This window comes from Stenotrophomonas sp. VV52 (genome assembly GCF_002893095.1).
Taxonomy (GTDB): domain Bacteria; phylum Pseudomonadota; class Gammaproteobacteria; order Xanthomonadales; family Xanthomonadaceae; genus Stenotrophomonas; species Stenotrophomonas aracearum.
Map to the genome: position 1 here is coordinate 117,328 of NZ_PKQQ01000007.1, position 21,344 is coordinate 138,671.

16 protein-coding genes are annotated in these 21,344 nt (G+C 69.5%); 10 read left to right on the forward strand and 6 right to left on the reverse strand.

The features are described from left to right. The first annotated feature begins 169 nt into the window (after positions 1-169). A complete protein-coding gene (locus C2U58_RS12905) occupies positions 170-442 on the forward strand; it encodes a YcgL domain-containing protein (RefSeq protein WP_102946228.1) in 273 nt (90 codons plus the stop codon). Next, positions 439-3,780, forward strand: a complete 3,342-nt coding sequence (locus C2U58_RS12910; RefSeq protein ID WP_102946229.1) for an ankyrin repeat domain-containing protein — start codon at positions 439-441, stop codon at positions 3,778-3,780. Before C2U58_RS12905 ends, C2U58_RS12910 begins: the two co-directional genes overlap by 4 nt. Here the strand turns inward: C2U58_RS12910 and C2U58_RS12915 are convergent, their stop codons facing one another. After that, positions 3,781-5,583, reverse strand: coding sequence for a monovalent cation:proton antiporter-2 (CPA2) family protein (locus C2U58_RS12915; protein ID WP_102946230.1), 1,803 nt, complete (start codon positions 5,581-5,583; stop codon positions 3,781-3,783). Between the two features lie 307 nt (positions 5,584-5,890). Between C2U58_RS12915 and mgtE the strand changes: the two genes are divergently transcribed. From mgtE to C2U58_RS12935, 3 genes are all read left to right on the forward strand, one after another. Then, entirely contained in the window at positions 5,891-7,258 is a 1,368-nt protein-coding gene (gene mgtE, locus C2U58_RS12925) for a magnesium transporter (RefSeq protein ID WP_102946231.1), read from the forward strand. A gap of 68 nt (positions 7,259-7,326) precedes the next feature. Then, the gene (locus C2U58_RS12930) at positions 7,327-10,056 is read left to right on the forward strand and encodes a bifunctional acetate--CoA ligase family protein/GNAT family N-acetyltransferase (protein ID WP_102946232.1); all 2,730 of its coding nucleotides are present in this window, start codon (positions 7,327-7,329) and stop codon (positions 10,054-10,056) included. Between the two features lie 66 nt (positions 10,057-10,122). Continuing rightward, positions 10,123-10,821 carry an alpha/beta hydrolase gene (locus C2U58_RS12935; RefSeq protein WP_102946233.1) on the forward strand — a complete coding sequence of 233 codons (699 nt, stop codon included), beginning with the start codon at positions 10,123-10,125 and terminating at the stop codon, positions 10,819-10,821. A gap of 106 nt (positions 10,822-10,927) precedes the next feature. On the opposite strand, the gene dkgB is transcribed toward C2U58_RS12935, so the two are convergent. Both dkgB and C2U58_RS12945 read right to left on the reverse strand, forming a co-directional pair. After that, positions 10,928-11,731 carry a 2,5-didehydrogluconate reductase DkgB gene (gene dkgB, locus C2U58_RS12940; RefSeq protein WP_102946234.1) on the reverse strand — a complete coding sequence of 268 codons (804 nt, stop codon included), beginning with the start codon at positions 11,729-11,731 and terminating at the stop codon, positions 10,928-10,930. 70 nt (positions 11,732-11,801) lie between these two features. Next, positions 11,802-13,016, reverse strand: coding sequence for an MFS transporter (locus C2U58_RS12945; RefSeq protein ID WP_102946235.1), 1,215 nt, complete (start codon positions 13,014-13,016; stop codon positions 11,802-11,804). 107 nt (positions 13,017-13,123) lie between these two features. Between C2U58_RS12945 and C2U58_RS12950 the strand changes: the two genes are divergently transcribed. The 3 genes from C2U58_RS12950 to C2U58_RS12960 all read left to right on the forward strand — a co-directional run bounded on the left by C2U58_RS12950 (position 13,124) and on the right by C2U58_RS12960 (position 15,477). Next, positions 13,124-14,026: a LysR family transcriptional regulator gene (locus tag C2U58_RS12950; RefSeq protein WP_102946236.1), complete on the forward strand. Its 903-nt coding sequence runs from the start codon at positions 13,124-13,126 to the stop codon at positions 14,024-14,026. A gap of 103 nt (positions 14,027-14,129) precedes the next feature. After that, positions 14,130-14,582, forward strand: a complete 453-nt coding sequence (locus C2U58_RS12955; protein WP_102946237.1) for an Rrf2 family transcriptional regulator — start codon at positions 14,130-14,132, stop codon at positions 14,580-14,582. After that, positions 14,572-15,477, forward strand: a complete 906-nt coding sequence (locus C2U58_RS12960) for an NAD(P)/FAD-dependent oxidoreductase (protein ID WP_102946238.1) — start codon at positions 14,572-14,574, stop codon at positions 15,475-15,477. Before C2U58_RS12955 ends, C2U58_RS12960 begins: the two co-directional genes overlap by 11 nt. Before the next feature lie 63 nt (positions 15,478-15,540). Here the strand turns inward: C2U58_RS12960 and C2U58_RS12965 are convergent, their stop codons facing one another. After that, positions 15,541-16,491 (reverse strand): aldo/keto reductase, encoded by a 951-nt coding sequence (locus tag C2U58_RS12965; protein WP_102946239.1) that lies wholly within the window; start codon positions 16,489-16,491, stop codon positions 15,541-15,543. 174 nt (positions 16,492-16,665) lie between these two features. On the opposite strand from C2U58_RS12965, the gene C2U58_RS12970 reads away from it, so the two are divergent. Next, positions 16,666-17,520, forward strand: a complete 855-nt coding sequence (locus C2U58_RS12970) for a methyltransferase domain-containing protein (protein ID WP_102946240.1) — start codon at positions 16,666-16,668, stop codon at positions 17,518-17,520. 53 nt (positions 17,521-17,573) lie between these two features. Then, entirely contained in the window at positions 17,574-18,110 is a 537-nt protein-coding gene (locus tag C2U58_RS12975) for a pseudouridine synthase (RefSeq protein ID WP_102946241.1), read from the forward strand. Positions 18,111-18,233: 123 nt separating this feature from the next. Here C2U58_RS12975 and C2U58_RS12980 read toward each other — a convergent pair whose 3' ends face one another. Both C2U58_RS12980 and hrpB read right to left on the reverse strand, forming a co-directional pair. Continuing rightward, the gene (locus C2U58_RS12980) at positions 18,234-18,623 is read right to left on the reverse strand and encodes a hypothetical protein (protein ID WP_070207147.1); all 390 of its coding nucleotides are present in this window, start codon (positions 18,621-18,623) and stop codon (positions 18,234-18,236) included. Positions 18,624-18,786: 163 nt separating this feature from the next. After that, complete coding sequence (hrpB, locus tag C2U58_RS12985; protein ID WP_102946242.1) at positions 18,787-21,291, reverse strand: ATP-dependent helicase HrpB; 2,505 nt, start codon at positions 21,289-21,291, stop codon at positions 18,787-18,789. Positions 21,292-21,344: the final 53 nt, after the last annotated feature.

The window sequence follows — 21,344 nt, forward strand, 5'->3', positions numbered from 1 at the left end:
CGCCCACCACAACGGCGGCAATCTCTACCTGAACAACCCCACCACATTGATGAACCTGAATCTGCCCCGCGCCTGAAAACCGACGCCCCACGCGGCAGATACCTATCGGACTTGCGTGGTTTCCGACACAATCGACGCATCTATTCCCAGGGCCACCGCCCCGCGGGCAATGCAAGCCTACGTCTACAAAAGCCAACGCAAGCAGGACACCTACGTCTACCTCGCCGCCCGTGACGCCTTCGATGCCCTCCCGGATGCATTGAAAGCCACGCTGGCGCCGCTCGCATTCGTGCTGGAAGTCGCCCTGACCCCGGACCGTCGCCTCGCCCTGGCCGACGTCGACCAGGTGCGCGCCAACCTGGCCGAGCGTGGTTTCCACCTGCAGATGCCCCCGCCGCCGGTCCCGCCGGTGCGCGTGCCGCGCCGCGATGACCCGCGATGACTGACACCCTGCGCACCCGCGCTGCCGCCATTGCCGTTGCCGTCGGCAGCCTGCTGTCGCTGGCCGTGGTGCTGGGCGGCGTGCCGGCCGCGCTCGGTGCGGCGCTGGCGCAGCCGGCGTTCGCGCTGGGCGTGTCGTGGTGGCGGCGCAGCCGTGCGGTCCCTGCGTTGCCGCAGCTGGGCCGGCAGGACCTGCCGGCGCTCGGCGCCTTGTGGGCGCTGGGTCCGGCGCTGTTTGCGCTGTTGGTGTCCTGGCCGCTGGCCGCACTGCACGACAGCGGCAGCCTCGCCGCGGTGCTCGGCCTGAGCGTGGCGGTCAGCGCCGCCCTGCTCGGCGTATGGCGCACCTGGCCGCTCTGGAATGAGATCGAACGTAGCGACGGCAGCCTGGCGCGGCACTGGCGCACCCTGGCCGCGCGCGACCTGAGCGCCTGGCGCGGGCTGATCGTGGCCGGCCTGGTGGTCGCGGTCTGCGCGCTGGTGGTGGTGCCGGCCTGGCCGGGCCTGCTGCCGGACACCCTGCGCTGGCCGTTCGCGCTGCTGGTGCTGATCGGGTCGCCGCTGGCCCACTTCGCCCTGCAGCGCATTGCACCGGCCGACCCGCTGCCCACCCGCAGCGTGCTGGAACCGGCGAGCGCCGCCTTCGCCGCTGCCGCGCACCCGGACGATGCCAGCCAGCCGCTGGAACCGCTGGGCCAGCACGAACGCCTGCCCGCCCTGTACGACGCTGCGCGCAGTGGTCGGGTCGACCGCGCCCTGCAGCTGCTGGCCGCCGGGGCCGACCCGCACGGCCTCCCGGATCCGAACTGGCGCGACCAGCGCAGCCTGGTGGTGCTGGCGGCGGTGCTGCCCGACCTGCGCCTGCTGCGCGAACTGATCGCGCGCGGCGTGGGCGTGAACACCCCGCACCGCGGCATGACCCCGCTGCTGGCGGCCACCCGCGACAGCTGGCACGGCCGCCCCGAAGCGGTGATGACCCTGCTCGCCAACGGTGCCGATTCGCGTGCAGTCGACAGCGACGGCAACACCCCGCTGCACCATGCCGCGCGCAGTTCCGACCCCGGCGTGGCCGCGCTGCTGCGCGACGCCGCCGCCGAAGTGGACGCGCTCAACAACGACGGCTGGTCGCCGCTGGCGGTGGCCTGCCAGGTCGGCAACTGGCGCCTGGCGCGTTTCCTGCTCGAGCGTGGCGCGCGGACCGAGCCGGCCGAGGGCACCCCGGTGCTGCTGGCTGCGGCCGGCACCGAAGAAGACGACACCGCCGGCGTGCAGCTGCTGCTCAAGCACAAGGCGCGCGCCGACGCCCGCGACCGCCAGCGCCGCAGTGCACTGCATGAAGCCGCACTGGCCGGGCACGTGGACATCATCGAGGTCCTGCTGGCCGCCGGCGCCAACCTGGAATCGCGCGATGCGCTGTCGCGCACGCCATGGCTGGAAGCGGCCCGGGCCGGTCGCGCCGCCGTGGTCGAACACCTGCTGCCGCACAAACCCGACCTGCACGCGGTGGACGTAGAAGGCCGCAACGCGGTACTGCTGGCCTGCATGGCCGACACCGTGTCGCCGCTGCTGGTACGCCGCCTGCTCGACCTGGGCATCGCCGCGGATGTACCGGACCCACAGGGCCGCCGCGCGGTGGACATCGCCGCCGCCGCCGGGCGCTGGACCATCGTGTCGCTGCTGGACCGCAGCTATCCGCTGCCGGCCGCGGTGAGCGACGGCCTGGCCAATGCCGCCGACAGCGACGCTGACGCGGGCACGCCAATCCTGCCGGACCGCCCGCCGCTGGACCTGCTGCGCGAAGCGCTGGGCTTCGGCAACGTCGACGGGATGGCCACCTTGGCGCGCCTGTGCAACCCCGAAGAACTGGGCGGCCTGCTGCACGACGCCGAGCTGGCGCTGGACCCGCATGCGGTGGAATGGCTGCTGGCGCACGGCGCCGCGCCGGAAGTGCTGGACGCCTGTGGCGACACCCCGATGTTCGCGCTGCTGGCGCGTGGTGTCGACGCGGTGCCCGCGCTGCAGGTGCTGCTGCGCCGGGGCGTGTCGCCGGCCGGTGCCGGTGGCCTGGCGCGCCTGCTGGCCGCCTGCGCGCAGCACGACCAGGCCGGGCGTGGGCTGGAACAGCTCGCGCTGGAACTGCTTGAGCGTGGTGCCGACCCGTTCGCGGCCTCGCCGGCCGGCGACCCGCCGCTGTCGCTGGCGGTGCGGCTGGGCTGGCTGCGCCTGCAGCAGGCGCTGCTCAGTCTGGGCGTGGACCGCGAAGCGCGCGACAGCCACGGCATGACCGCGCTGCACCTGGCGACGGCGCTGGCCCGCGAAGGCTCGTTGAAGCTGCTGGTGCAGCAGGGCGCCTCGCCCGAAGCGCGTGCCGCCGACGGCCAGACTCCGCTGGGCGTGGCGCTGTCGATCGGCCGCCGCGACCTCGCCGATTGGCTGGACTGGCGCGTGTGGCCGCTGCCCGGCCGCGCGCTGCGCGCCGCCGACCTGCCGGCCGCGGCCATGGCCGGTGATGCCGATGCAGTGCGCCGTTTGAACGACCTGGGCTTTGCGATCGACGTGGTCGACGCGCAGGGCTGCACCGCGCTGCTGCGTGCCGCCGGCGGTGGCCACCTGGCCGTGGTCGACCTGCTGCTGGCGCGCGGAGCCAACCCGCAGCACGCGGCCGCGAGCGGCGCCACGCCGTTGTCGGCGGCGGTGAGCATGCGCCAGATCGACATCGTCTCGGCCCTGCTCGATGCGGGTGCCGAGCTGGAATACCGCCTGCCCGGCGGGGTCACCGTGCTGATGCTGGCCTCGGCGCTGGGCCTGCCCGACATCGCCGCGCGCCTGCTCACCGCCGGTGCCAACGTGCATGCCGGCGACGCGCAGCAGCTGGGTCCGCTGCACTGCGCGGCCCTGTATGGCTTCGGTGCCCGCGACCGCTCGCGCCTGCTGGCGCTGCTGGACACGCTGCTGCTGGCCGGTGCCGAGCCCGATCAGGCGGCCGCCGGTTCGGTCACACCGCTGCTGCTGGTGCTGGGTGCCCGCGCAGAGCCTGGCACCGCCTGCGACGAACAGGTCGTGCTGGCTGCGGTGGAACGCCTGCTGGATGAAGACGTGTCGCTGGACGCGCGCGACCCGCGTGGTTTTGGCCCGCTGCACCTGGCCGCCCTGCACGGGTTGCCGCTGCTGGTGCAGCGCCTGCTGCGCGCCGGTGCCGACCCGGACGTGCGCGATGCGCTCAACCGCAGCCCGCGCGAGATCGCGGTGATGCGCGGCTTCATCGACGTCGCCGGCGAATTCGAACCGCGCGTACCGGGCGTGTCCTCGATGGCCCGGTTCCTGCGCGACAACGGCTGATCACTCGCGGCGGTCGTTGTCCGTTCCGCCGTCGCGTTCGGCATCCGCTTCGAACAACCGCATCAGATCCGCCCTGGCATCGCGTGAGGTCTGCATCACCGCAGCCTCGTCGTCATAGACCAGGTACTGGTCGCGCAGCAGTTTCTCATCGTGTTCGCGGAACTGCTTCACGTGCGCTGCTGCAACGGCCTCGGAAATGCCCAGCGCCGTCAGCACGCGCTCGCTCATGTCCAGGCTGGACCCGAACACCTCGCGGAACGGTTCGGCCGACATGTCCATCAAGCGCCACGCATGCTGGCGGTTGCGCGCGCGGGCCAGCACCACCGCGTCCGGATACATGCGCCGGATCAGCCGGGTGGCGCGCATGTTCGCCTCCGGGTCGTCCAGCGTCACCACATACACCCGCACGTTCTCGCTGCCGGCCGCACGCAGGATCTCCGGTCGGGTCGGGTCGCCGTAGTACAGCTTGTTGCCGAACCGGCGCAGGTCCGACACGGTGTCCGGGTTCGCTTCCAATGCCACGAAGGGAATCTTCTGCGCGGTCAACAGGCGCGCGACGATCTGGCCGAAACGCCCCATGCCGGCAATCATCACCGTGGGTTCGGTGCCGCCGTTGTCGATGGTGTCGGCCGGGCGCTTGTCCTTGGCCAACTCGTGCTCGCTGCCCAGCAGTCGCAGCAGCAGGATCATCAGCAGCGGCGTCAGCGCCATCGACAGACCGACGATCGCCACCAGCCGGTCGTGGTTGGCATTGCCCAGCAGGTTGGCGCGCTGCGCCTCATTGAACACCACGAAGGCAAACTCGCCGCCCAGCCACAGCACGCTGCCCAGCAGCACGGCATGCCGGGTACTGAGTTTCGCCAGCTTGCCGATGCCGAACAGCAGACCGAACTTCACCACCAGCAGGACCGCCACCCCGATGGCGATCGCCCACGGCTCGGCGATCACGCGGTCCAGGTCGATGCCCATGCCCACCGCGATGAAGAACAGGCCCAGCAGCAGGCCCTTGAACGGTTCGATCTGCGATTCCAGCTCGTGGCGGAACTCCGAATCTGACAGCAGCACGCCGGCCAGGAACGCGCCCAGGCTGGGACTGAGCCCGACCTCCTGCATGAACCACGCGGTGCCCAGCACCACCAACAGCGCCATCGCAGTAAACACTTCGGGGCTGCGCGTGCGCGCCACGGTACTGAACAGCCAGCGCAGTACCGGCCGCCCGCACACGATCACCACCGCCAGTGCACCCAGCGCCAGCGTTACATCACCCCAGTCCAGGGTTTCGTTCTTCGCCCCGCCCAGCAGCGGAATGGCCGCCAGCAGCGGGATTGCGATCAGGTCCTGGAACAGCAGGATCGCGAAGCCCAACCGCCCGTAGTCGGTGTTGAGGCCCTTGTGTTCGGACAACAGCTGCAGGCCCACTGCGGTGGACGACAGCGCCAGCGCGATGCCCACGATCAACGCGCCCTTCCACTGGAAGTGGTCCAGCATCAGCAGGCTGCCCAGCACCAGCGCGCTCAGCGCCACCTGCGCCGTACCCGCACCGAACACCGAGCGCCGCATCACCTTCAGGCGCGCGGGCGAAAGCTCCAGCCCGATCACGAACAGCAGCATGACCACGCCGATCTCGGCCGCGCCCAGGATCCGGTCGGCGTCCTGCACGAAGCCCAATCCGTCCGGGCCCAGCACCACGCCGGCGACCAGGTAGCCCAGCACCGCGCCCAGCCCGAGCTTCTTGAATATCGGCACGGCGATCACCGCAGCCAGCAACAACACCAGGGCCAGGACCAGCGCACCGCTATGCATGGGGAAACCTGCGCATCGCATCATCGGCCTGTCGCCGGTGGCCCATTATGCGGCCCGCCGCGTCAACGACCTTCAACCGCGCCTGACCCCCTGCGCCGCAGGGGTTGACCCGGCCTGCCCACGGGTCCAGACTCCCGCCCGCTGGCCGCGCCCACCGGTGCGCCCCGCAACACCCTTCCGGAGTCCACACCCATGTCCAGCGACAGTAGAAGTCGACCTTGCTCGACGCCAGCGATGGCCACCGCCTGACATCGGGACGGTTCGCCAGCGTTGGCGTCGCGCGAACGCGATCCACAAGGCGAACCCCATGAACCAGAAAGACCTCCTGCGCCCGGCGGCCGACGCCGCCCTGAGCGCACCCCTGCAGGACTTCAACACCGCCGACGCGGTGGAATACCTCAACACCCTCGAGCTGTCGCGCGCCGCCGACACCCTGGCCGCGCTGCCGTTGCCGCGCGCGGTGAAGATGCTCGAACAGCCCGAGCTCACCCGCAGTGGCGATCTCGTTGCCGCGCTGCCGGTGGCCAAGGCCGCCGCGCTGCTCGGCCTGATGGCCGACGACCGTGCCACCGACATCGTCCATGAACTGGACGAGGACGAACGCGCGCGCCTGATTCCGCTGCTCAGCGCCGAGTCGCGCCAGGCCATCCAGCAGCTGCTCAGTTATCCGGCGCACACCGCTGGTGCGCTGATGACCACCGAATTCGTCAGCGTGCCCGCCGACTGGACCGTGGGCCGCACCCTGCAGCACATCCGCGAGGTCGAGCGCACCCGCGAAACCGTATACGCCATCTACGTGCTCGACCCGCGCACCCAGGCCCTGCAGCAGGTGGTGACCATGCGCCGCCTGATCACCGGGCTGCCGGACGAGCCGATCCTGGACGTGGCCCAGGTCAACCCGCCGGTGACCGTGGACGCGCTGCTCGACCAGGAAGAGGTGGCCCAGCTGATCCGCCGCCACGACCTGCTCGCCATCCCGGTGGTGGACGCGCGCCAGCAGGTGCTCGGCATCGTCACCGTAGACGACATCCTGGACGCGCTGATCGAAGAGTCCACCGAAGACGTGCACAAGTTCGGCGGCATGGAAGCGTTGGAAAAGCCGTACATGCAGATCGGCTTCTTCGAGATGCTGCGCAAGCGTGCCGGCTGGCTCAGCGTGTTGTTCCTCGGCGAGATGCTTACCGCCAGCGCCATGCAGCATTACGAAGACGAACTGGCCCGCGCCGTGGTGCTGACCCTGTTCATCCCGCTGATCATGAGCTCGGGCGGCAACTCCGGTTCGCAGGCCACCTCGCTGCTGATCCGCAGCCTGGCGCTGCGCGAACTGCGCCTGCGTGACTGGTGGAAGGTGGCGTTGCGCGAAGTGCCCACCGGCATCACCCTGGGCGCGATCCTTGGCGTGCTGGCGGTGATCCGCATCGTGTCCTGGCAGCTGCTGGGCCTGCACGACTATGGCGAGCACTGGAAGCTGCTGGCGCTCACCATCGGCGCGGCGTTGGTGGGCATCGTCACCTTCGGCTCGTTGTCCGGCTCGATGCTGCCCTTCATCCTCAAGCGCCTCGGCTTCGACCCGGCCAGCGCCTCGGCCCCGTTCGTGGCCACGCTGGTCGACGTGACCGGCCTGGTGATCTACTTCAGCATCGCCGCCGCGATCTTGAGCGGCGCCTTGTTGTAATGCACGTGGCTCTACCGGATTGCGCCGGATCATACCGACAGCACGGCCGCCCGTGTACCGTGTAGCCCATGAGCACCTATCACCTGCAGTCCGTATTCCGTCCGCAGTCGGTGGCCGTCGTCGGCGGCAGCCCGCGCGAGCGTTCCGCCGGCCGCGCGGTGATGCGCAACCTGCGCGCCACCGGGTTTCCCGGCAAGGTCGCGTGGATCAACCCGCGTTACGGCGAGATCGACGGCATCAGCACGGTCAAGCGGCTCAAGGACTTGGACTGGGTGCCGGAGCTGATCGTCATCACCGCGCCGGCCAGCATCGTGCCGCAGGTGGTCGCCACGGCCGCCGAGCGCGGCGTGGCAGCCGCCATCATCCTCACCGCGAACCTCGGCCAGGGACCGGGTTCCCTCAGCGAGCAGGTCGAAGCGGCCGCACGCCCCAAGGGCCTGCGCATCCTCGGCCCGCACTGCCTGGGTGTGATCGCCCCGCATGCGCGCCTCAACGCCAGCATTGCCGCGCATTTCCCGCAGGCCGGCGACCTCGCACTGATCTCCGAATCCAGCGCGATTGCGGCTGCGCTGGTCGAATGGGGCGTGGCGCGTTCGGTGGGTTTCTCCGCCGTGGTCTCGCTCGGCGACGCGCTGGATGTCGACTTCGGCGACCTGCTCGACTATTTCGCTACCGACTACCGTACCCGCGCCATCCTGCTCTACGTCGAACACATCCGTGACGCGCGCAAGTTCATGTCGGCCGCACGTGCCGCCGCGCGCGCCAAGCCGGTGGTGGTGGTGAAGTCCGGCCGCCACATCCGCATCGATCCCGACGGCGACACCCACGTGCAGGCGCTGGCCAGCTCCGACGCGGTGTATGGCGCTGCGTTCAACCGTGCCGGCCTGCTGCGGGTGAGCGCACTGGACGAGCTGTTCACCGCCGCTGAAACGCTGGGTCGGCTCGGCACCTTCCCGGGCCGTCGGCTGGCCATCCTCAGCAACGGCGGCGGGGTGGGGCGGCTGGCCGTGGACCAGTTGCTGGCCCTGCGCGGCAGCCTGGCCGAACTGTCGCCCGCCACCATCGACGCGCTCGACGGCGTGCTGCCGGAAGGCTGGTCGCGCAGCAACCCGGTCGACATCGTGGTCGACGCCGACGGTGAACGTTACGCCGCCGCGATTGACGCGCTGATGTCCGACCCCGGCAACGACGCGGTGCTGGTGGTCAACGTGCCGACCGCGTTCACCTCCTCGGCCGACGCTGCGCAGGCGCTCACCCGCACGCTCGGCCTGCGCCCGCGCCACCACCGCGACAAGCCGGTGTTCGCGGTGTGGCTGGGCAACGACGACCGCGCCACCGCCACCCTCAATGCCGCGCGCGTGCCGACCTATCCGACCGAGGCCGAAGCCGTGCGCGGCTTCCAGCACCTGGTGCGCTACCGCGACGCGCAGGCCGCGTTGATGGAAACCCCGCCCAGCCTGCCGCAGGATTTCGTGGTCGACACCGCCGCCGCGCGCGCGATCGTCGAGGCCGCACTAGCGGCCGGCCAGCAGTGGCTGGATCCGATCGCCACCCACCAGCTGCTGTCGGCGTACGGCATTCCCTCCGCGCCGGTGATGCAGGCGCGCGACGCGCACGAAGCGATGGACCTGGCCCAGCCGCTGCTGGAGCAGGGCGCCACGGTGGCAGTGAAGGTGTTTTCCGCCGACATCCCGCACAAGTCAGACGTGGATGGCGTACGCCTCAACCTGGGCACGCTGCAGGCGGTGCAGGCCGCGGCCAGCTCCATCCTCGCGCGCGCCCGCGAGCTGCGCCCGAACGCGCGCATCGAAGGCGTGCTGGTGCAGCCCACCATCGTGCGGCCGAAGGCGCGCGAGCTGATCGCCGGCATCGCCGACGATCCGACCTTCGGCCCGGTGGTGGTGTTCGGCCGCGGCGGCACCGCCGTGGAAGTGATCGACGACAAGGCGCTGGCCCTGCCGCCGCTGGACCTGCGCCTGGCCCATGAGCTGATCGGCCGCACCCGCGTCTCGCGCATCCTCAAGGCGTATCGCGACGTTCCCGCAGCCGACGAGCGCGTGGTCGCGCTGATCCTGGTCAAGCTGGCCCAGCTCGCCGCCGACATTCCCGAAGTGCGCACGCTGGACATCAATCCGCTGCTGGCCGATCGCGACGGCGTCATCGCACTGGATGCGCGCGTGGCCATCGCCCCGTCGCGCAAACTGCACAAGGGCCGGGGCCACCCGCGCTTCGCCGTGTTCCCGTATCCCAAGGAGTGGGAGCGTACGATCACGCTGTCCGACGGCGCACCGGCATTCGTGCGTCCGGTGCGGCCGGAAGACGATGCGCTGTTCCGCGCCTTCTTCGCGCGCGTGACCGACGACGACCTGCGCCTGCGCTTCTTCCAGTCGGTGAAGCATTTCAGCCACGAGTTCATCGCACGCCTGACCCAGCTCGACTACGCCCGTTCCATCGCCCTGGTCGCGATCGACCCGCGCAGCGGCGACATGCTTGGCGCGGTGCGCCTGCATGCCGACGCCGACTACGACCGCGGCGAATACGGCATCCTGATCCGCTCGGACTTGAAGGGCCACGGCATCGGCTGGCGCCTGATGAGCATCATGATCGAGTACGCCCAGTGGCTTGGCCTGAACATCGTCGAAGGCCAGGTGCTGCGCGAGAACAGCACCATGCTGGCGATGTGCCAGGCGCTGGGCTTCAAGACAAAGCTGGACCCTGACGATCCCACCGTGATGGTGGTGACCCTGCCGGTGCAGGAGGCACAGGCGGCGGTACCGCCGGAGGGCATCACGCACTGACCGGCGCGGAACACACAGGACCGGTGACAAGACGCCATTGCCGGCTGGATCACCGACAATGGCCGCATGACCGAACGCACTCCTCTGTTGCTGCTGCCAGGCCTGCTCAACGACGCCGAACTCTGGCGCGCGCAGATTGCAGACCTTTCCGACATCGCCGACTGCACGGTCGGCGACCAGACCCGGGGCGAAACCCTGCAGGCCGTAGTCGACGACGTACTGGCGCAGGCCCCGCCGCGCTTCGCCCTGGCTGGCTTTTCGCTGGGCGGGTTCGTCGCCCAGCAGATCCTGCGCGTGGCGCCTGAGCGTGTGTTGCGGCTGGCGCTGATCGACACGTCGATCCACGCCGACTCGCCCGAACGCGCCGCCCAGCGCCAGAGCCAACGCGCCAGCGTGCGCCTGCCCGGCACCTTCCATGGCTTCGGCGACAAACTGATGCGCAGCTACATCGACGCCTCGCGGCTGGACGACTACGTCCTGGTGCAGCGCGTGCGCGACATGACCGCGCGCCTGGGCGCCGACGTCTTCCTGCGCCAGAGTGCCCTCGAGCGCAGCGACGGCCACGACGTGCTGGCCGGCTACCGCGACCCGCTGCTGATCGTCTGCGGCGCCAACGACCGCATCACCCCGCTGCCGATCAGCGAGGAGATGCACGCGCTTGTCCCCGGCTCAACCCTGGTGGTGATTCCCGACTGCGGCCACCTGGCGCCGATGGAAAAGCCGGAAGAGGTCAGCGACGCCATGCGGGAGTGGCTGCTGGCCTGACGTGCGCGGATTTACCCGGTAGGGTCGCATCCCGATCGACCGCCGATAACGGTGCAACGCCCGTTTGTGGCATGACCCACAATCGAAATGCTGCACCTCACCGCCATCAATCCCACGCCGGTGCGATCCCCTCCGGGTTCGCCAATCGCTGCCCGCGATCAAGCGTCGCGATCTGTGCCATGTCCTCGTCGGTCAACGTGAGATCGGCCGCCAGCAGGTTGCTGGCCAGGTTCTCGCGACGGGTGGACGACGGAATCACCGCGAAGCCCTGCTGCAGCGCCCAGGCCAATGCCACCTGTGCCGGGGTGGCGTCGTGGCGGTCGGCAATCGCCTGGATCACCGGGTCCTTCAGCACCTCGCCGTAGGCCAGGCTCATGTACGCAGTGACATGGATACCCTGTTCGCGCAGGAACGCGATCAGCGAACGGTTCTGCAGGTACGGATGCACCTCGACCTGGTTGGTGGCGATGGCATCGGCACCGAAGATCGCAATGGCCTGGCGGGTCAGCTCGATGGTGAAGTTGGAGATGCCGATCTGCCGGGTCAGCCCTTCATCCTTCGCCTGCTTCAGCGCACCCAGGTACTCGGCCATCGGCACCGCGTCGTCCGGCGACGGCCAGTGGATCAGGGTCAGGTCGACATGGTCGGTGCGCAGCTTGCGCAGGCTTTCGCGCAGGCTCTCCAGCAGCGCGTCCTGCTGGAAGCTGGCGATCCAGATCTTGGTGGTGAGGAACAGGTCTTCGCGCGCCACGCCGGACTCGGCGATGGCCTGGCCGACCTCGGTTTCGTTGCCGTAGATCTGCGCGGTGTCGATGGCGCGGTAGCCCACCTCCAGTGCGTTGCGGACCGAGTCGATGACGGTCTGGCCTTTCAGGCGGAAGGTGCCGAGGCCGAATGCGGGAATGCTCATGGAAACTCCTTCAGGGGGGAGGGCAGTGCAGGCTACGCCGGGCACTGTTAAACGAGGGAAATCGCACCGATCAATGCGCGGCAACCACCAGGCCGTCGGCGCGTTCGGCAACACCGTCGCGGCGATCCAGCCGGCCGCTCAGCACGGTCAGGCCCAGCGCACCCAGCACCACCAGTGCGCCCAGCCACGGCGTGTGCATCAGCCCAAGATGGTCCACCACCAGGCCGCCGAGCGAGGCGCCCATCGCGATGCCGACGTTGAACGCGGCGATGTTCAGGCCCGAGGCCACGTCTGCCGCCTGCGGGGCGAAGCGCTGCGCCTGTTTGACCACATACACCTGCAGACCGGGCACGTTGCCGAATGCCACCGCGCCCAACGCCAGCACGGTAAGCAGCACCAGCCACGTGTTGTGCGCGGTGAAGGTCAGCGCGAACAGCACCAGCGCCAGCAGCCCGAAGATCAGCTTCAGCGCCGGCACCGGGCCACGACGGTCGGCCAGGCGGCCGCCCCACAGGTTGCCGATCGCCACCGAGACGCCGTACACCAGCAGCACCAGGCTCACCGCGTTGGGCGAGAAGCCCGTGACGTCCTGCAGGATCGAGGCCAGGTAGGTGAAGGACAGGAAGGTACCGCCGTAACCCAGCGCGGTGATCGCGTACACCAGCAGCAGTCGTGGCTGCGCCAGCACCGCCAGCTGCTGGCCGAAGGTGGCCGGCTCGCTGCGCTGCAGGTTGCGCGGCACGAACAGCAGGCTGCCGACCAGGGCGACCACGCCGAGCGCGGCGACCGCCAGGAAGGTGGCGCGCCAGCCCAGGTGCTGGCCGATGAAGGTGCCCAGCGGCACGCCGGTGACCAGCGCCACGGTGAGACCGGTGAACATGATCGCGATGGCGCTGGCCGCCTTCTCCTTCGGCACCACCGAGGTGGCGATGATCGAGCCGATCGAGAAGAACACGCCATGCGCCAGGCCAGTCAGCACCCTCGCCACGATTAGCGACCCGTAACTGGGCGCCATCCACGCGATCACGTTGCCCAGGGTGAACAGCACCATCAGGGCCACCAGCAGGGTCTTGCGCGGCACCCGCCCGGTCAGCGCGGTCAGCACCGGCGCGCCCACGGCCACGCCCAGCGCGTACAGGGACACCAGCAGGCCTGCCGAGGGCAGGGACACGCCCAGGTCGGCGGCGATGGTCGGGATCAGCCCGACGATGACGAATTCAGTGGTGCCGATGGCGTACGCACCGAGCGTGAGCGCCAGCAAGGCCAAGGGGATGCCACGGGACATGACGGTTACCGGTGGAAGAAGAAGGTGCGCAGTCTGCGCGCCGCACTCTTGCCGAAAAACCGGTCTTCACGCCAATGACTCTTGCTTCATGGTCAATAATGGGCGGTATGAAGACCACCCTGGATGAAATGCAGGCGTTCATCGCCGTGATCGACAGCGGCTCGATCACCGCTGCCGCCGAGCAGCTGGGTCAGACCACCTCCGGGGTCAGCCGTGCGCTGGCGCGGCTGGAGGAAAAGCTCGGCACCACCCTGCTGACCCGCACCACCCGGCGCCTGCAGCTCACCGAAGAAGGCGACGCCTTCCTGGCCCAGGCCCGTGCCATCGTGGCCTCGGTCGAAGCGGCGGAAGAACAGGTCGCCGCGCGCCGGCAACGCCCGGCCGGGCGGCTGCGCGTGGATGCGGCCACCCCGTTCGTGCTGCACGTGATCGCCCCGCTGGTGGCCGGCTACCGTGCGCGGTACCCCGAGGTGCAGCTGGAACTCAACAGCAGCGAGCGCTACATCGACCTGCTCGAACGCCGCACCGACGTGGCCATCCGGATCGGGCCGCTGGCCGACTCCACCCTGCACGCGCGCCCGCTCGCGCACAGCCGCCTGCGGGTGCTGGCCAGTCCGGCCTACCTCGCTGAGCGCGGCACGCCGCAGGCCGTGGACGACCTGGCCGGGCACGCACTGCTCGGCTTCAACGAACCCGACTCGCTCAACCACTGGCCGCTGCCCGGAAATACCGACGCGCTGCTGCACATCCGCCCGGCGGTGGCGGTGTCCAGTGGTGAAACCCTGCGCCGGCTGGCGCTGGAGGGTGCCGGCATGGTCTGCCTGTCCGACTTCATGACCCAGCGCGACCGCGATGCCGGCACCCTGGTCCAGGTACTGCCCGCGCTCACCGTGGAGGTGCGCCAGCCCATCCACGCCGTCTACTACCGCAACACGGCGGTATCGGCCCGGATCACCTCGTTCCTGGACTACCTCGCAGAGAACCTCACCGGGCAGGCATTCCTCCGGTAGCGTCGGCCGTTGGCCGACCCATGCACCCGTTTCACCGTCCATGAGGGTCGGCAAACGGCGGACGCTACCCAACGGCTGTCTAATATGTAACTATTCGTGTTACATGAAATCTAGCAACCAGTTCTCCGACGCGCTCCACATCATGGCCCACCTGGTTGGCCAGGCCGGACCGCGCACCTCCGAACAGCTCGCGACCTGCCTGCCGACCCATCCGGTGGTGATCCGCCGCCTGCTCGCCGCCCTGCACAAGGGCGGGCTGGTGCACACCGCGCGCGGCCATGGCGGGGGCAGCCAGCTCGCGCGCGACCCGGCCAGCATCACCCTGCATGACGTCTACCGTGCGATCGGCTCGCCCGCGCTGCTGCACACCGGCGTGCGCGAAACCGGCCGGAGCTGCCCGGTCCAGCAGGTGGTCAACACCGCCCTGGATGAAAGCTACCAACAGGCGCAGGCCCTGCTCGAAACCCGCCTGCGCGCCACCACCCTGGCCACCCCGGGCGAAGCCTTCGCCCAGCACCTGGCCCACCCTGCAGCAGGAGTTCCGCATGAGCTTTGATGCCGTGATCGTCGGCGGCAGTTTCGCCGGCCTGTCCGCCGCGATGATGCTGGCGCGTGCGCGCCGCAGCGTGCTGGTGGTCGACAGCGGGCTGCCGCGCAACCGCTTTTCCAGCCATTCGCATGGCGTGCTTGGGTTGGATGGGATCTCTGGCAGCGACCTGCTGCGCCAGGCCAAGGCGCAGCTGCTGGACTACTCCACCGTGCGCTGGGCGACCGACACCGTGACCGACGCGCAGGCCACCGTGGACGGCTTTGCGGTCACCACCGCCAGCGGTGAAACCTGGGCGGCGCGCAAGCTGTTGCTGGCTACCGGCATCACCGACGTGCTGCCGGAACTGCCCGGCCTGGCCGAGCGCTGGGGCCACAGTGTGCTGCACTGCCCGTACTGCCATGGTTATGAAATCGGCGGCGGCGAGATCGGCCTGCTCGGCGGGCATGCGCTGTCCAGCATGATGGCCGGGGTGCTGGCCGACTGGGGCAGGGTCACCCTGTTCGCACATGGCATGGAACTCGACGATGAGACGCTCGCGACCCTGCAGCGGCGCGGGGTGCGCATCGAAACCGAAGCGGTGGTTGCGTTGGAAGGCGAGGCACCGCAGCTCAGCGCCGCCCTGTTGGCCGATGGCCGCCGCATCGATCTGCGCGCGCTGTTTGTGAGCGCGCGCCAGCAGATGGCGTCAGCGCTGGTGGAGCAGCTGGGCTGCGAACTGGATGAAAGCCCGGTAGGCGTGTTGATCCGCGTGGACGCGCAGAAGCAGACCACGGTGCCGGGTGTGTATGCGGCCGGCGATGCGACCGTGATGGGCAACATCACCCTGGCCAGTGCAGAAGGCGTGCGTGCAGGGGTCAGCCTGCACCACGCGTTGATCGCGGAAGACGCCACCACCCCGTAGTGCCGGCCGCTGGCCGGCTCTGCACGGGGTATGCAATCGCCTGGAGCCGGCCGGCGGCCGGCACTACGCGCTTGCGGACTCCAATTGGGCTACGTCCTCTGCGGTCAATCCCACCTGCGCCGCGGCCAACACATCGCGCAACTGCTCCACGCTGGTCGCACTGACAATCGGCGCGGTAATACCCGGCCGCGCGATCAACCACGCGATCGCCACCTGCGCCGGCGTCGCCTTGTGGCTGCTGGCCACATCATCCAGTGCCTGCAGGATGCGCAGGCCGCGCGGGTTCACGTACTTGCCCACCACGCTGCTGCCGCGCGAGCTGCTCTTGCCGGCATCGTCGGCACTGCGGTACTTGCCGCTCAGGAAGCCGCTGGCCAGCGAGTAGTAGCTGATCACGCCCAGCCCATGCTCGCGCGCCACCGCTTCCAACCCGTCTTCGTACCCGGCTCGGTCATAAAGGTTGTACTCCGGCTGCAGCGTCTCGTAGCGCGGCAGCTTGTAATCCTCGGAGACCTTCAACGCCGCCTGCAGCCGCTCAGCGCTGTAGTTGGATGCGCCAATTGCGCGCACCTTGCCCTGTTCGATCAGCCGCCCGAACGCGGCCAGCGTGGTTTCCAGCGGCGTGGATTCATCGTCCTCGTGCGCCTGGTACAGGTCGATCACATCGGTCTGCAGCCGCCGGAGGGAATCTTCCACCGCCGCGCTGATGTTGTCGGCCGACAGTCCGGGGTGTTCGGCCCACTTGGCGACCTTGGTGGCCAGCACCACCTTGTCGCGCTTGCCGCTGCGCTGGAACCAGCGGCCCAGGATCGCTTCGGACTCGCCGCCCTGGTTGCCCGGTACCCAGGCCGAATACACATCGGCGGTGTCGACCAGGTTGTAGCCGGCGTCGACAAACGCATCGAGCAGCGCGAACGAGGTCTTCTCGTCCGCACCCCAGCCAAACACATTGCCGCCGAACGCGATGGGAAGCACCTTCAGGCCGGAACGGCCGAGTTCGCGGGGTGCAGTCATGGGCAATCCTCCAATCCAAAGCAAGAGTCACAGCATAAGTGCCCGTCCATGACACCGCTGCGGCGCCGGCCACAAAACAGTGTTCCGCTTCGCTGCACTGCACTAACGTTTTGTGAACACCTTTGACATCGCGGCTGCTAGGCTCGCCGCATCCCGTCCACCGTAGGTGATTCGATGAAAGCCCGTTCGCTCAGCTGTGCCTGCCTGTTCACCGTCTCCACCCTGTTGCTTGCCCCCCCCGCCATGGCGATCAAGCCGGCCGGCGCCAACGCCCAGGTCGCGATCACCCCGGCCGTGCAGGCCGCCGTGGACGGCAAAGGCCGCGATGCGGCCAACGTGAAGCGTGACGCATACCGCCACCCGGCGCAGACGCTGTCCTTCTTCGGCGTGGAGCCGGGCAAGACCGTGGTCGAAATCACCCCCGGTGGCGGCTGGTATTCGGAAATCCTGGCGCCGCTGCTGCGCGACAAGGGCACCTACGTCGCCGCCGTGGTCGACCCCAAGGCCGTGGCCGAAGGCAAGGGCCGTGACTACCAGCAGCGCCAGATCGACGGCCTGCAGAAGAAGTTCGCGGCGACCCCGGGCATGTACGACAAGGCCACCGTGGTGCAGTTCGACCCGAACGCACCCACCTTCGGCGCGGACAACTCAGCCGACGTGGTGCTGACCTTCCGCAACGTGCACAACTGGCGCACCGCCAACCAGGCCGAAGGCATGTTCAAGGGCTTCTACAAGGTGCTCAAGCCCGGCGGCGTGCTCGGCGTGGTCGAGCATCGCGCCAAGACCGACGTGCCCGCCGACGACAAGAGCGGCTACGTGGGCCAGGCCCAGGTGATCGCCATGGCCGAAGCGGCCGGGTTCAAGCTGGCCGGCACCAGCGAGATCAACACCAATCCGCGCGACACCAAGGACCATCCCAATGGCGTGTGGACCCTGCCGCCGGTGAACAACCATGACGCCGCAGACGATGCGAAGTACAAGGCGATCGGCGAAAGCGACCGCATGACCCTGCGCTTCGTGAAGTCGTAACGCCGCAACCCCGATGGGTGGGACAATGGCGCACCGCCGCTGCTGTCCCACCCATGCTCATCGCCTTCAACAAGCCGTTCAACGTCCTGTGCCAGTTCACCGACAGCAGCCAGCCGCCACGTGCCACGCTGGCCGGGTTCGGGCTGCCGCCGGACGTGTATGCGGCGGGGCGGCTGGACTATGACAGCGAAGGCCTGCTGCTGCTGACCGACGACGGCCGGCTGGCGCATCGGTTGACCGACCCGCGCCACAAGGAAGACAAGACCTACTGGGTGCAGGTGGAGGGCACGCCCGGCGACGAACAGTTGCAGGCATTGCGCCGTGGCGTGCAGTTGAACGACGGGCCGACCTTGCCGGCGCGGGTGGAGCGGTTGGACACGCCGACGTTATGGGAACGTAATCCACCGGTGCGGTTTCGCAAGACCGTGCCGGATGCGTGGTTGGCGATCACGTTGCGCGAAGGGCGGAACCGGCAGGTGCGGCGCATGACCGCAGCGGTGGGATTGCCGACGTTGCGGCTGGTGCGCGTGGCGATGGGGCCGCACGGTCTTGAAGGGTTGCAGCCCGGCCAATGGCGCACCCTCCGGTAGAGCCACGCCCTGCGTGGCTGAACGCGGTGCCGATCAACGTTGCAGCCACGCAGGGCGTGGCTCTACCGGCAAAGAAAAACCGCCGGGCAAGCCGGCGGTTTTCAATTCGGCGTAGTGCAGCAATCAGGCGTCGCTGCCGATGTCGCTGTGCTCGTCCACCACGGTGGTGTTGCGGCGGTTGCGCGCGTTGATGCGTTCGGCCTGGCCGTTGACCACGTGGCCGTTGGCCAGCTTCTTCTTCTGCTGCTTGCGGTACAGCGCATAGCCCAGCAGGCCCACGCCCACCGCAGCCACTGCGATGGTCGCCGCCGGGTTGCGGCGCACGGCCTTGGCCGCCACCTTGCTGCCGGTCTTCACCGCCCCGAGCGCCGCACCGGTCTTGATCCAGTCGGTCGCCTGCGGGCCGAGGTGGCGCAGGTGGCTGCCGGCATGCTTCAGGCCGTCGCCGGCGTTGCTTGCCAGATCCAGTGCACGCTCCAGGGCGCGGTCGGTAATCACGGTCAGTCTGCTCATTGGGGGGTCCTTTGCCTCGGTTCGGGATCCAGTGTCGCGCGAGGGCCGTGTAGGGCGTGTTATCCGCCGGCCACGATCCGGTCACCACCATAACCAATCCGCAGCATTGATTCAGCTTGCGCACCCCGGGGTAGAGCCACGCCCTGCGTGGCTCCACGCGGAATCAGGTCCCCCGCGGCTTGGCCCGATGCGTAGCCGTAGCCGTCCAGGGATCATCCGGCCAGGGATGCTTCGGATACCGCCCCTTCATCTCCTTCTTTACCTCGGCATACGTGTTCGCCCAGAAGTTCCGCAGGTCCTGGGTCACCTGCAGCGGGCGTCCGCCCGGGGACAGCAGGTGCAGCGTCAGCGGCACGCGCCCGTCGGCGATGCGCGGGGTGTCGGCCAGCCCGAACAGCTCCTGCAGCTTCACTGCCAGCACCGGCGGCTGCGGGGTGTGGCCGTCCGCCTCAAGCGCGTACTGGATGCCGCGCTCCATCCCCGACGGCACCGCCATCCGCAACGGCGCATGGCGGTCGACCAGTTGCCGCTGCGCCCACGGCATCGGCGACTTCAGCGCTTCGCCCAACGCCGACTCATCCAGCGCATCCAACCGGGTTTTCCCGTTGAATGCAGGCGTCAGCCATGTCGGCAACGACGCCATCAGCGCGGCATCGGAGACATCCGGCAGTTCCAGTTCCGGCATCCACGTGCGCAGTGCAACGGCGCGCGCCTGCCACTGGCGCAGCCCGTCCGTCCACGGCAGGGCCTCCAGGCCAAGCTCGCGCACCGCGTCGGTCAGGGCCTGCGCGGCCTGTGCCGGGTCGACCCGGCCGGCCGAACGGCTGTCCAGCACGATGCGGTCGAAGCGGCTCTCGCGGCGGGCCACCAGGGCGCGTTTTTCCGCATCCCAGCGCACTACGTCTTCCTGCTGGAAGCGGTCGGGGAAATCGTGGCGCAGCCGGTTCTCGTCCACCGGCGCCGCACGCAGCAACAGCGCGTCGCGCGCTTCGTAGCGGAGTTCCACCGCCACCAGCCACGGTTCACCGCGCAGGTCGCTGGGGTCGAACAGGCGCGCGCTGCGGCCGTTGGCCAGCAGGTAGCGCTGCGGGTCGGTCGGGTGGCGGGCGGCGATCCGGTCCGGGAAGGCATGCGCGAGCAGGTCGCCCAGCTGGTGCGCTTCCACCGTGTTCGGGGGCGCGCTGTCGCAGCGCAGGCGCCGACGCCACTGCTTGCTGGCCGCGTCGATGGCCGCCAGCGCGCCGCGGTTGGCATCGTGCGGTGCACGCCCCTGCCGGAACGCCGCCAGCGCCCGCCAGCGCGCGGCCAGCGCATCACCGCCCTGGCGCAGCGGGTCGCGCGCCTCCACCAGCGCGGCCAGGTCGCAGGCCAGCGCCTGTTCGCTGCCGTTGCCGGCCGCCAACAACATCGCCGCCAGGCGCGGGTGCGTGCCCAGCGCCAGCATGCGCCGGCCCAGCGCCGTCAGCGCGCCATTGCCCCCCAGGGCGCCCAGCCGCTGCAGCAGTTCGCGCGCGGCCGCCATCGCACCCACCGGCGGGGCGTCCACGAAGCGCAGGTCATCGCTGCCCCACGCCGCCAGCTCCAGCGCCAGCGCCGCCAGTTCCACCTGTGCGATCTCCGGTCGGCGCTGCGCTTCCAGTCGCTGCGACTGCGGCCACAGCCGCCACGCCCAGCCATCTGCAACGCGTCCGGCACGGCCGGCGCGCTGGTCGGCCGAGGCCTGCGCGATGCTCACCACGTCCAGCCGCGAGAAACCGCTGTTGGGGTCGTAGCGCGGTTCGCGCGCCAGCCCGGCATCGATCACCACGCGCACGCCCGGCAGGGTCACCGAGGACTCGGCCACGTTGGTGGCCAGCACCACCCGGCGTTGCCCGTTCGGGTCCGGCTGCAGCACGCGCGACTGCTGTTCCACCGGCAGTTCGCCGTGCAGGGGCAGCACCTGGATGTCGCCCGGCAGCGCCTGGTCCAACGCCGCCAGGGTGCGGGAGATCTCACGCTGGCCGGGCAGGAACACCAGCACGTCGCCGGGGTGTTCCGCCAGCGCCTGTTCCACCGCACGCCGTGCCTGCGCTTCCAGCGCCTCGTCACGGCGGGCCGGGAAGTGGCTCACCGCGACCGGAAAACTGCGTCCGGCGCTGCCCAGGCGCGGTGCGTCCAGGAACTGCGCCAGCCGCTCGCCGTCCAGCGTGGCCGACATCACCACGATGCGCAGGTCATCGCGCAGCTGTGCCTGCACATCCAGCGCCAGCGCCAGGCCGAGGTCGGCGGCGAGGTGGCGTTCGTGGAACTCATCGAACAGCAACGCACCCACGCCCTCCAGCATCGGGTCGTCCTGCAGCATGCGGGTCAGGATGCCTTCGGTCACCACTTCCACCCGGGTGCGCGCCGACACCTTGTTCTCGAAGCGGATCCGGTAGCCCACCGTCTCGCCCACGTCTTCGCCCAGCTGTCGCGCCATGAACTGCGCGGCACTGCGCGCGGCCACGCGGCGCGGTTCCAGCATGATGATCTTCCGTCCTTCCAGCCACGGCGCGTCCAGCAGTGCCAGCGGCACCTGGGTGGTCTTGCCGGCGCCGGGTGGCGCTTCCAGCACCAAGCGCGGGTGCGCGGCCAGGTGTGCAGCGATCTGCGGCAGCAGCGGGGAAATCGGGAAATCAGGCGAGCTCATGCCGCAAGGATACGGGCCGCGGGCAGGGCCCGCACGGGCGGCACGCTACAATG